This is a genomic window from uncultured Marivirga sp. (genome assembly GCF_963974845.1).
Taxonomy (GTDB): Bacteria; Bacteroidota; Bacteroidia; order Cytophagales; family Cyclobacteriaceae; genus Marivirga; species Marivirga harenae.
The window spans coordinates 1-11,321 of record NZ_CAXBEQ010000003.1 but is presented as its reverse complement, the minus strand read 5'-3'; the positions used below and the strand labels follow the sequence as shown (position 1 = coordinate 11,321).

The window sequence follows — 11,321 nt, the reverse complement described above, 5'->3', positions numbered from 1 at the left end:
TCTTTTCTTTTCATTTATTCTGCTTTAAAATTGTAAGAAGCGGTAAATAGCATAATTTGCGTTTCTCTTTTCCTAGTAAAGGTTTGTTGAAACCCGGGCCCAAAATTTTCCCCTCTAAAATTACGAGTGTCAAATAAATCCCTGAAACTGGCACTTAAAGTCAATCTCTTGTCAAAGAAATATCTTTGCAAACTCCCATCTATATAATATCGAGCCAAATCCCTACCTTGGGCCTCTATTTCAGGAGCCATATAATTACCAGTAAATTGTAGGTTAATTCCGAAAGGCAAACTGAAATCGGTGGTAACTTTAGCATACCATGAAAGTCCCCTATTGGGTTCTTCTGCTCCAATGTTGGTACCATCTATCACAGATTGAAAAATAGAATAACTGGCATTTAAATTCCACCAATTGGTAATATCGGTTGTATTAATAAATTCTAATCCATAAAAATCACCAGTATTCAAATTCTGTGGACCGCGGTAGGAAATTCCATCCTCTACTCTCACAATCCAATCAACCTGACCATTAATCCTTCGGTAAAAAGCGTTGGTCGTTAAAGTAAAACCTCCATTTTGATACATATGGCCGAGTTCAAATGAATTGATATATTCTGGCTGAAGATTGGGCTCCCCTACCCTGACATTTAATGAATCCGCAAAATCAGGAAATGGATTCAATCTCCACCCGCTTGGTCTGTCAATCCTTCTTGAATAAGTAGCTTTTAAGGTATTCTTATTATTCAGAAAATAAGCTAATTGAACACTTGGGAAGAAATCCAAATATTGCTGACTGTTAGAAAGATCTTCCTCTGCAACTAAAGATGTATTTACATTGGATAATTCATTTTCTAAAAGAGTTTGTTCAGCTCTAAGCCCAACTGCATAATTAAAATTTGGAAGGCTATCTGAATAAATAGCATAAAGTGCATGAATTTGGTCCTGATAAATAAATCGATTACTTATACTATCATAAGGATCAATTTGACCTTCACTTCCTACCAGTCCATAGACATAATCATTATCAAACCTTCTAAAAATAGACTTATACCCACTTTCTAACAAACCACTAAGAATTGGCGTAGCGTAATCTACTTGGATTACCGAGGTATTTCTAAATTCATCTGTTGTACTCCCTTCGGTTCTGTTAGGATCACCCTCTTCACTTAGTGTATTGTTGTAGATGGCAATATTTTGATCTTCCACTTGATCTCTAATGGAAACGCTCGCTAATGCTCTGAAAAATTTTTTCTTGTTGTCAAAATCTCTTTCATATATAATGGCATTATCGTAAGTATAATTCTCTTCCGTCTCCGTATTATTTCTAACGTAGCGAGTTAGAAATTCATCGGTACCTAAATTTTGCACAAAAGCACTACTAGATTGGAAATCACTTTCTTCCTCTGTATTGAACACACCTTCAAAGCTTAATTTATTTTGTCCCCAAAAGTAATCGCCTCCATAATTGATGGTATGTTCCCTATCCTCATTTCTACTATTCTGTTCTTGTCTGTAAAGCTCATTGGAACCATTAAAAGTACTTCTTCTTTCCGTTTCTCTGCTGCCCACTCTTGGCCATTGCCTAAAGCTATAGCCACCGTATATCGCAAATTTGGTGGTCCTTCGTGCCAAATTAACATTTGCATTTGTACGCATTCTGGTTCCCATGGTAAGTTCTGCTCTTGCAGTGGTCCCTAAATCTTCGCCTCTTTTCAATTTAATGTTAATAACACCGCCATCTGAAGACGCATCATATTTTGCATTTGGATTATTTATTATTTCTACTTCTTCAATTGCGCTGGCAGGAATCTGTTCTAAATCTGTCGCTAATGCAGAATTCCGTCCATCAATTAGGACATTTGTACTACCACTACCTCTTAAGGATACACTTCCATCATCTGAAACATTAACTGATGGCGTATTTCTCAAGATATCCAATAGAGTTCCTCCTACGTTGGCAATGGTTTGATCGGGCTTTATCGTCATACCCTCCATAGTGGCTAGAACAGGAGTTTTTCTTTCATTTCCACTTACTACAACCTCCTCCATGATCTCTTCTTTTACTGAAAGACCTATCTCCCCTAAATCCAAACCACTTTCTGAGATTTGGACTTGATCTGCATAGTCTTCATAGCCTACAAAGGAGATTACTATCCTATAACTCCCAGTCTCTATTGGGATATTAAAGCTACCATCTTCTGAGGTAGTAGCTCCAGTTACAGGAGTATTACTATTTTCTTGATAAAAAGCTACCTGAGCAAAAGGAATAACTTTACCTGAATCTGGATCGGAAACCACTCCTTCCACTATCGCATTTTGACAAAAAACTGGATTTACAAATATTAAGGTTACTACTAAAATTAAAATATACTTCATTGAAATTTTCTCTCTCGGTACACATATTTTAACTGCGCACAGGTCCAAAAGTTTAATTATAACGACCTAGTTTAAAAAATCAACAGATTCCTAAAGGCATAAGGGGACAAAATAATTTCAGATCAAATGATGAATTTTAAACGATTAGCCAGTTTTGTAGTTAATTCAAAATACATTAAAAAATGGGTAGCAATATTTCTAAGTTCTGGGAGAACCTATATGAGCGACTACTTTCAGAAAAAATGAAAGAGAGAAGCGAAACGGTCATTATAGTAATTGCTATCGCTGGATTTTTTATTCATCTCACCTTAATCATATTAAATAAACTAGAAATATTTGAATCTTCCTATTCAAGTAGTCTGTTGGATAATCCCATCGCTTCCATCTACACACCTTTCTCGTTTATTCTGGTTTATGAGGTGTATTTGCTCGTCTATTTTCTACCGAAATCAATCACTATATATATTGGAAAGCAGTACGAAATTATTTTGCTCGTTCTTATTAGAAGATTATTTAAAGATCTGGCACAATTAGATTTGCAAAGTAGCTGGTTTAGTAGTAAAGATGACTTACAATTCACATACGACATTGGAGCTTCTCTAATAATCTTTGCCTTAATATTTATTTTTTACTATTTGAATAGTCAAAGAGCCTCTGCTCAAAAAGACCACCTTTCACAAAGAGGACAAATTCAAAGATTCATTGAAATCAAAAAAAGATTTTCAGTTCTGTTAATTCCGGTCCTATTTGGGTTAGCTGTATACAGTTTTGGAGATTATTTCTATGAAGTATTTTTCTCTGCTTCACATCGGATAGATTCAATTAAAAACACCAATAATATATTCTTCGATGAGTTTTTTACTATTCTAATATTAAGCGATGTGCTGTTGCTGTTGATCTCCTATACGCATACATCTACTTTTAGATCTGTAATTAGAAATTCTGGCTTTGTAATTTCTACTATTTTGATCAAAATATCCTTCAGCACCGATGGCATATTAAACGATATTTTAGTGGTTTCAGCTATTACATTTGGTGTACTGATCCTATGGATACATAATTTCTATGAAAAAATTGAGCTCCCCAAGGAGACATGATTACAACTCGGCCACACACTTCAGTTCAATCGCAATTGGCGTTGGTAAAGCGTTTACCTCCACTGTAGTTCGACAAGGTTGGATATCTTTAAAGTAATCAGCATAAACCCTATTGAAAGTGGAAAAGTCATCTTTCATATTGGTCAAAAATACCTGTACATCCACCAACTTATCCCAACTACTGCCACAATCTTCCAATATCATTCTTACATTGTCAAAAACAGATTTACATTGCACTTTAATATCGTAGGAAACAATATCTCCATCGCTGCTTAGCTCCACACCCGGAATCGACTTACTATCCTTTTTCCTGGGCCCAACTCCTGACAAAAATAGCAAATTACCTACTTTGCGTGCATGAGGATATAAGCCTACAGGTAATGGTGCTCGGTCTGAATTTCTGATATTATCTTCCATTATGCTACGGATTTATGAAACTGTGATTTAACTCGCTTTCCTTGATTTATATGCCTTTTTGTATGACGCATCATAATGTAAAGTTGCTCACCTACATTGAAACGCAATAATTTACTCAAAGGACTGTAGGTTGGAACGTGTTGATGATCGTATGCACATGCCTTCAAAGCTAAGCCTATTATTTCTTCCTGCAAGTCTAAAAAATCTTGCAGAGTTTCTTTGCCATTTCTTACTTTATTTTCCTTGGTTGGCTTAAATATTCTGGGAGCAGGCACCTTCCATTTATACTTCGGGTCAACAGCATACAAAAACAACTTACCTGTGACCGAGAAACGAACAGGATATTCTATGGTCTTGACCTCTGCCTTTTGAAGCCGCTTTTCGATGTCTTTAATATAGGTTGAATTGGCGATAATAATATGCTTTAGACACTCTGCAATAGACCATTTATCCGCAGCAGGTTTCCATATTAATTCCTCCGCACTCAAATTTTCAAACTCTTGTCTAGTAGTTTCTTGGATTTCCTTTAAATCTTTAATGACATCTTTTAACCAAATCATAATTTCTAATCGGAATTGTTGCGGAAAGGTTGAGGGAAATTCGGTGTTTTTTATTTCAGCCTATCTGCCTTATAAAAAAATCGATTTGAGAGCTGTACCACCCTCCAAAACCACTCCTCTTAATTTCATGCTGAAAACCCATTAAATGCCCACCATCATAAAACGAAATTGCAGGTACAAAACTAAATTCGCCCTTTTTGGAAAGAGCATCTTTTGCTGTGGTAAGTTCATCCTGTCTGCCTGCAAAAAGCATGATTGGAATATCAATGGATTTCCATTTCAAAACATACTCCTCTGTTTTAATAGGTGAAAAAGCTTGTTTATCTTTTTGAGATTTTAATCGCTGTATATGCTCACGAGGACAAAAAACAAAAGCATCATATACCAGAAAATCTATATCATCTTTAATGCCATCATAAGCATAAGTTGTGACCATCGTACCCATTGACAATGCCCAAATACCAAGACCTCTATTTGTAAATCGCTTTTTTGCAAAATTTACTACCGCCTCTAAATCTTTAGAGAATTCAATATGAAATAAATAATTTAGCTCAATTTCAAAATCAGAGCTTTTCCCAAAGCCCCTATAATCAAAAGTAATTACTGTATATCCTAGATTAGATAAAATAGAAGCGTGATACACGAAATAGGACATATTTCCAGCATCTGGATATGCTAAAATCAGGACCTCACCTTTCTCATTATCAGGATTAGGTGCATAAATCCAAGTATTCAAATCATAACCGTCTTCAGTAGTGACTTTTAATTCTTCATAATCCCAATTAATGGAATCAGGCGTTAAAGTATATTCTCTATCAGGATCAATGGCTAGTAGGTTAAACGTGAGGAAAAGGAGGAATAGAATTATTTTCATAATTAAAAGATATCTTTTGAATGAAACTACAATAAATTCAGTGATTTTAAACAATAAAAGTAATAGAATAAATTGAGCAAAATTTCGTAAATTCAAGCTATAAAATGAATAAAAGTTATGGGGACAATCGAATTAAAATCAAATCTTCATAAAATTGTTGAAAGTATCGATAACGAGCAATTATTACAACCTATTTACGATTTTCTGAAACAAAGTGAGAACTCTAAAGAAGTTCAATTTTGGAAAACATTGACAGAAAATCAAAAAAAAGAAATTTACTTATCATATGAGGAATCCCAAGACAGCAAAAAATTAATTAATTGGGAAAAAGTGAAGAAAAAATATTAATGGAAGTTTACGTTACCCCATGAGCTAAAAAGGATTTTGACTCTGTAGTAGAATATTTAAAATTAGAATGGGTTAAAAATACTGTAAAAGAATTTGTTCATAAAGTAGATGAAACCCTTAAATTAGTCAAAAGCTTCCCATCAAATGGACAAAAATAAATGATATCAGGGGTTTACAATTAACTTCACAGACCAGAATATTTTACCGGATAAAAGAATCCAAAATTATTATTCTTTCCTTTTTTTTTTGACGTTAGACAAGACCCAGAAAAAAAAATTATAAAATCTTTCTTAAGAATATCTTAATACTAGTATTTAATGGCCGAAATCATCGACTTAAGCCAAGACATTTATGAGGGGATGCCGGTTTTTAAAGACCTTCCTCAGGTTAAAATGGAAATCCATAATTCACATGAAGAATGGGCTGGCATTAAAAACCCAAAGAAAAGAACTCCTGCTGTTCATAAACTAGAACTTGGGGAGCATACTGGCACTCATGTTGATGCCATCAATCACATGGCTCAGCAATATGAAGGACAATCTATTGATAAAATGCCCCTATCAATGTTTTACACAGAAGGGATTTGCTTAGACTTCTCACACAAAAACTTAGCTGAACTCATAGAACCTCATGAAGTTGAATTGGCTTGTAAAAAAGCTAATATTGAAATAAAAAAACATGATACGATTCTCCTTTATACTGATCATTACAGAAAACATTTCAATAAAAAAGATTGGGGAAATGGTCCTGGTATTTCTACTGAAACAGCCCGTTGGCTAGGAAAGCAAAAAATTTCAGCTTTTGGAGTGGAAACTACGTCACCCGGGGTTCGAAAAGTATCCAACAAAGAAGTACATCATATTTGTGGCGAGCTAGGCTTTACTCATTATGAAAACATGATCAATCTGCATAAATTAATTGGGAGAGGAAGATTTCGTTTTATCGCCTTCCCTTTAAAAATTCGAGGTGGAACGGGTTCTCCTGTTAGGGCTGTAGCTATTTTCGAACAATAAAAAAGCGATGATTCCATAACCATCGCTTTCCCATTTTTTAGCTATTCATAATTTCTTCAATCTCATCAATTTCAATAGGAATATTTCCCATCATATCATGATGACCATCTTTAGTGATGACTACGTCATTTTCTAAACGTACACCTATCCCTTCATTTTGAATATATATCCCGGGCTCAATGGTGAAAACCATATTCGGCTCAAATTTTCGATAAATATTGCCTACATCATGAACATCCAATCCGATGTGGTGAGAAGTACCGTGCATGAAATATTTTTTATAAGCAGGATTAGCTGGATCTTGATTTTTGATATCTGTTTTATCCAATAAGCCCAAGCCTAACAACTCACTTTCCATCAACTTCCCAACTTCCTTATGGTATTCTGGGATTCGGTTTCCTGGAGTCAAGATTTTGTAACATTCTTTCATCACCCTTAAGACTGCATTATAGACATCCTTTTGTCTCTGGGTATATTTGCCATTCACAGGAATTGCACGAGTCATGTCAGCATTATAATTCCCATACTCAGCTCCTACATCCATTAGTAGCAATTCCCCATCTTTGCAAACATCTTTGTTCTCAATATAATGCAGTACACATGCATTTGCTCCAGAAGCTACAATAGGCGTATAAGCAAAGCCTTTGGAGCCCTGTCTAACAAATTCATGTAAAACTTCAGCCTCCACTTCATATTCTTTCAAACCTGGCTTTACAAATTTCAATGTTCTACGAAAAGCATCTTCAGTTATTTTACAAGCACGTTCCATTTGACTAATTTCCAAAGGATCTTTTATTGCTCTCAGATCATACAGAATTGGAGCTGCTTTCCTATACTGATGAGCAGGATATCGATCTTGCAACCATTTAATAAATCGCATATCTCGGGTTTCTACCGGTGTGGCATTTCTAATATGCTCATTAGTGTTGATAAATACTTGCTCGGCTTCGGCCATCAAAGTATTGAATACTGTTTCAAATTGTGACAACCACATAACAGTTGGAATTCCTGAAGCTGCCGTTGCCTCCTCTTTTGTATATTTATGTCCTTCCCAAACGGCAATATGCTCATTGGTTTCAGTTACAAATAATATTTCTCTCCAGCTGTCATTATCAAAATCAGGAAATAAAACCAAAATACTTTCTTCCTGGTCGATTCCAGTAAGGTAAAACAAATCGCTGTTTTGCCAGAAGGTCATAGTACCGTCTGCATTCAGTGGCATTACGTCATTAGAATTGAAAACTGCTAGAGAACGAGCTGGCATTTGCTTCATGAAATTCTTGCGGTTCTTTACATAAAGAGATGAATCTAAAGTTTGGTATCTCATAAATCTAATTTTTATTTCAAATTAATCGTTAAAGCTTCGTAAATTTCAAATTTACATTTTATTATTTCTTCCAACATGTTAAAACAGGCTTTTTTCAAGACTATCTTCTTCTTATTTCCGTTTTATTTGTTTTCAGTCGCGGTTTTATCCCAGCAGAAGTATTGGATGGAATTTGATTTTGGAGAAATTGATAGTCAAAACACACAAATTTCCCAGTTACAAGAGAGCCTTAAAAAGATGCATGGGGATAAAATCAAATTCCACTATCAATCCAAATGGCACCCTGTAGTCAGTATTTCTATTGAAGAGGATTTAATTGAAAAATTGGAATCCCATCAGCAGGTTAGAAGTATTTGGTTGCAAAATCAATTGCAGCAGCTTTCACTGCATAGTCCAACACCAATTGAATATTCTTATGCATTAGAACAAATGAAGGCCCAGTATTTAACAGATAGTATGGGCCTTAGTGGAAATAACATTAAAATTGGGGTCATAGATGGTGGTTTTATGGATGCAAATGTAGAACCTTCTTTAAAACATTTGGTTGAAAAAGACCAAATCAAGTTTTTTCAAGACTATTTATTAAAAGGAAATAAAGATCCATTCTATGGAAAAAGGATTTCGCAAGATGACCACGGTACACAAGTCTTAAGAATGATCGTGGGCTCTGATCATGGGACGTCAATTAAATATGGTATGGCGGAAAATGCCGAGCTGTATTTGGCAAGAACAGATCATGGGATCAGGGAAAGAAGATTGGAAGAAGATTACTGGGTGGCGGCACTTGAGTTGTTTTACGACATGGGCATTCGACTAGTAAATTCTTCTTTGGGGTATACTGATAGTTACGACAAAAGAAAAGAAAACCATAGCAAGAAAGAAGTCAATGGAAGAAGCAGTATGATTACCAAAACCGCACAAGTAGCTGCAGAGAAAGGAATGTTGATTGTAAGTGCTGCAGGAAATGACGGTCACAATAAATGGGAAATTCTATCCCTTCCTTCTGATGCAAAAGATGTATTAACTGTTGGAGCAGTCCGCTATGATGATTGGTCCAAAATCTACTATTCCTCTATTGGGCCCGAAAAATTGAATTATGTGAAACCGGATGTGGCTTGCTTTGCTGCTAATGGTACTTCATTCTCAGCACCTGTGATTACTGGTTTAGCCGCCTGTATTTGGGAGTATGACACTACTCTAACAAATTTGGAAGTAATAAATATTATTCAAAAAAGTAGCCACTTAGCAGAAAACCCAAATAATTTTATTGGCTATGGAGTTCCAGATAGTAAGAAGATTTTATCCCTGTTATATCAAGAAAAGCAAAAATCAATAGCTAAATCGACCACCGCTACTCAGGATTATATTGAAATCGAAATTCCAGCAAACACTGAATCACTTGTATTATATCATAAAAAGGATCATGTAAATGTGATAGAGCAGCAATCTATCAAAATTAAGGACGGCCAAACTTTAGTGAGAATTAAAAAACCAGAAAAAGCTAAGTACACTTCAATCGTAGCGCAAGATCAGTTTAATCTGGAAGTGGAATGGAAATAATCCTAAATTATTCAGAAATCAATTTATCTAGCACTCGGCTTAATCTCATCATATTAGCTTCGTGAACTTCTTCAAGAGTTATGGTCTTCCCTCCATAAGTTCCTGCTCTGGGTGCACCCAATAAAACGTTTTGAATTTTGCCATTCGAACTAATACTGATAGTAGCAGGAAAAGGAAACACACTCTGAAATTCACCTACCTCTAGTTTAATAAATCCACTAGCATTGACTTCTCGTTCTGACGGTATTACATGAATGTTGGAGTTAAATTTTTTGGCGTATTCCTTTAATTTATCTGGTGTATCATGAGCCACCACTACAAATCGAACTTGAGGATAGTCTTCGGAGAGTTTATTCAAAGCTGGAATAGAACTTATACATGGTGCACACCATGAGGCAAAAGACTCTAATAGAACAGGTTTTGAATCTTCTAATAAATTTACATTACTTCCATAATAATCCTGAAATTTGTAGTTTCCAATCTGAGCTCCCACCAGAGAATCTCTAAAATTATTCAATTCATAATATTGAACTTCTTCTTGAAAATTAGTTCCGTATTTAGTTTTTAGTGAGGTAGCAAAGCCTTCAATTTTTTCTTTGTATTCGTTCTTCTTAGGTCCTGAACAATTTGAAAAAACGATAAAAACTATAGTGAAAAAGTAGATACCTGCCCTCATGAAATTTTAGAATTACATAATAAAAAAAGCATCTAAAATTAATTAGATGCTCTTCAAGAAATCAATTATTTCAATATTAGAATAAATTAAAGCTTAAACCAAACCTAAATGGGGCAGTTTGAGTTGCTACTGGTACTTCTGCATTATTTAATGGCCCTCTACCAGGGTTAAATAGTTCAGAAAAGTCATATTCAAAATGAGCACCAAATCCCGCAATACCAATTCGGAAATGAGCTCCATATCTAAATTGATTCAATTCGAAATTTTCTTTTTGCTTAATTTTCTTCGTTTGCTCATTCTCTACATACTTAATTTTAGTCTTCCCATTAATTAAGTAGCCAATACTACCTCCAGCAGCCAAAAACAGTCCGCCATTATCTACTTTATTTTTATTGAAATAATATCTAAACTCAAGTGGAATATTAACATAGTTTGCTTCAAATTTAGATTTCTCAACAAAGCCATTTTCTCCTACAAGGTCTTCTCCTATGGTCTGCAATCTCACATTTCTTAATTCATCTGTTCCAGAAACAACTGCCAACGTAGTGGAATCGCCATCGAAGGCGAACTTATCAAAAGAAAAGTTGAAGCCAGCATTAAAACTAAAGTTAGAATTAGCTATTTGAACAGGATACATATATCCAATTTTGAAAGAATTATTTCCAACAGTTCTGAGATTTAAATCATCCACATCATTGTTGTAAAGCATATTTAATCCAAACGACAAGGTTAAATCTCCTTTTAAATTAGGTCGAGGTCCAAAGCTGTTTTTCTCTTGCAAATTTTGAGCTTGAACAGAAACTTTAAAAGTTAGGATTATTAGAGCTGAAATAAATAGTTTTTTCATCAGTATTTTTTTGATTTTTACTTTCGAACAACAAAGATAGCGTTTTATACAGAGGATAAATAAATAAATCCTTTTTCTTATAAGATTTTATTAATTACCTTTGCAAGCTCATTAGCAAACGTAGTTGATGAAAAAATATTGTTTGATAAGGCAATTCAACTATCAAGTAATTAAATGGCCTCGTAGCATAACTGAATAGTGCACCACATTACGGCTGTGGAGGTTGC

General features: G+C 34.8%; 11 protein-coding genes. 4 read left to right on the top strand and 7 right to left on the bottom strand.

Translation table 11 applies throughout. From position 1 onward, the window contains the following. Window positions 1–14 precede the first annotated feature (14 nt). Window positions 15–2,375, bottom strand: a complete 2,361-nt coding sequence (locus AAC601_RS07775) for an outer membrane beta-barrel family protein (protein WP_340152959.1) — start codon at window positions 2,373–2,375, stop codon at window positions 15–17. A gap of 182 nt (window positions 2,376–2,557) precedes the next feature. Here AAC601_RS07775 and AAC601_RS07770 point away from each other — a divergent pair, with 182 nt between their 5' ends. Next, window positions 2,558–3,472 (top strand): hypothetical protein, encoded by a 915-nt coding sequence (locus AAC601_RS07770; protein ID WP_340152958.1) that lies wholly within the window; start codon window positions 2,558–2,560, stop codon window positions 3,470–3,472. Here AAC601_RS07770 and AAC601_RS07765 read toward each other — a convergent pair whose 3' ends face one another. Genes AAC601_RS07765 through AAC601_RS07755 form a run of 3 tightly spaced genes read right to left on the bottom strand, consistent with a single transcriptional unit; the run spans window position 3,473 to window position 5,323 of the window. Continuing rightward, window positions 3,473–3,889: a RidA family protein gene (locus AAC601_RS07765; RefSeq protein WP_340152957.1), complete on the bottom strand. Its 417-nt coding sequence runs from the start codon at window positions 3,887–3,889 to the stop codon at window positions 3,473–3,475. Beyond that, window positions 3,889–4,449, bottom strand: a complete 561-nt coding sequence (locus tag AAC601_RS07760) for a DinB family protein (RefSeq protein WP_340152956.1) — start codon at window positions 4,447–4,449, stop codon at window positions 3,889–3,891. The genes AAC601_RS07765 and AAC601_RS07760 overlap by 1 nt, the downstream gene beginning before the upstream one ends. A 55-nt stretch (window positions 4,450–4,504) precedes the next feature. Continuing rightward, window positions 4,505–5,323, bottom strand: a complete 819-nt coding sequence (locus tag AAC601_RS07755) for an alpha/beta fold hydrolase (RefSeq protein WP_340152955.1) — start codon at window positions 5,321–5,323, stop codon at window positions 4,505–4,507. A gap of 117 nt (window positions 5,324–5,440) precedes the next feature. On the opposite strand from AAC601_RS07755, the gene AAC601_RS07750 reads away from it, so the two are divergent. After that, a complete protein-coding gene (locus AAC601_RS07750; protein ID WP_340152954.1) occupies window positions 5,441–5,671 on the top strand; it encodes a hypothetical protein in 231 nt (76 codons plus the stop codon). A gap of 317 nt (window positions 5,672–5,988) precedes the next feature. Next, entirely contained in the window at window positions 5,989–6,684 is a 696-nt protein-coding gene (locus AAC601_RS07745) for a cyclase family protein (RefSeq protein WP_340152953.1), read from the top strand. A gap of 37 nt (window positions 6,685–6,721) precedes the next feature. On the opposite strand, the gene AAC601_RS07740 is transcribed toward AAC601_RS07745, so the two are convergent. Continuing rightward, window positions 6,722–8,011, bottom strand: coding sequence for an aminopeptidase P family protein (locus AAC601_RS07740; protein ID WP_303268510.1), 1,290 nt, complete (start codon window positions 8,009–8,011; stop codon window positions 6,722–6,724). A gap of 75 nt (window positions 8,012–8,086) precedes the next feature. Here AAC601_RS07740 and AAC601_RS07735 point away from each other — a divergent pair, with 75 nt between their 5' ends. Next, window positions 8,087–9,571, top strand: coding sequence for a S8 family serine peptidase (locus AAC601_RS07735; RefSeq protein WP_303268508.1), 1,485 nt, complete (start codon window positions 8,087–8,089; stop codon window positions 9,569–9,571). Window positions 9,572–9,578: 7 nt separating this feature from the next. Here the strand turns inward: AAC601_RS07735 and AAC601_RS07730 are convergent, their stop codons facing one another. Together AAC601_RS07730 and AAC601_RS07725 are read right to left on the bottom strand one after the other, a co-directional pair. Further along, window positions 9,579–10,247 (bottom strand): TlpA disulfide reductase family protein, encoded by a 669-nt coding sequence (locus AAC601_RS07730; RefSeq protein WP_303268507.1) that lies wholly within the window; start codon window positions 10,245–10,247, stop codon window positions 9,579–9,581. 76 nt (window positions 10,248–10,323) lie between these two features. Then, complete coding sequence (locus AAC601_RS07725) at window positions 10,324–11,094, bottom strand: outer membrane beta-barrel protein (RefSeq protein WP_303268505.1); 771 nt, start codon at window positions 11,092–11,094, stop codon at window positions 10,324–10,326. Between the last annotated feature and the right edge of the window lie 227 nt (window positions 11,095–11,321).

Excerpts from the sequence above, each read along its gene's own strand:
- AAC601_RS07775 (WP_340152959.1), bottom strand. The coding sequence starts at position 2,375 with ATGAAGTATATTTTAATTTTAGTAGTAACCTTAATATTTGTAAATCCA.
- AAC601_RS07770 (WP_340152958.1), top strand. The coding sequence starts at position 2,558 with ATGGGTAGCAATATTTCTAAGTTCTGGGAGAACCTATATGAGCGACTA.
- AAC601_RS07765 (WP_340152957.1), bottom strand. The coding sequence starts at position 3,889 with ATGGAAGATAATATCAGAAATTCAGACCGAGCACCATTACCTGTAGGC.
- AAC601_RS07760 (WP_340152956.1), bottom strand. The coding sequence starts at position 4,449 with ATGATTTGGTTAAAAGATGTCATTAAAGATTTAAAGGAAATCCAAGAA.
- AAC601_RS07755 (WP_340152955.1), bottom strand. The coding sequence starts at position 5,323 with ATGAAAATAATTCTATTCCTCCTTTTCCTCACGTTTAACCTACTAGCC.
- AAC601_RS07750 (WP_340152954.1), top strand. The coding sequence starts at position 5,441 with ATGGGGACAATCGAATTAAAATCAAATCTTCATAAAATTGTTGAAAGT.
- AAC601_RS07745 (WP_340152953.1), top strand. The coding sequence starts at position 5,989 with ATGGCCGAAATCATCGACTTAAGCCAAGACATTTATGAGGGGATGCCG.
- AAC601_RS07740 (WP_303268510.1), bottom strand. The coding sequence starts at position 8,011 with ATGAGATACCAAACTTTAGATTCATCTCTTTATGTAAAGAACCGCAAG.
- AAC601_RS07735 (WP_303268508.1), top strand. The coding sequence starts at position 8,087 with ATGTTAAAACAGGCTTTTTTCAAGACTATCTTCTTCTTATTTCCGTTT.
- AAC601_RS07730 (WP_303268507.1), bottom strand. The coding sequence starts at position 10,247 with ATGAGGGCAGGTATCTACTTTTTCACTATAGTTTTTATCGTTTTTTCA.
- AAC601_RS07725 (WP_303268505.1), bottom strand. The coding sequence starts at position 11,094 with ATGAAAAAACTATTTATTTCAGCTCTAATAATCCTAACTTTTAAAGTT.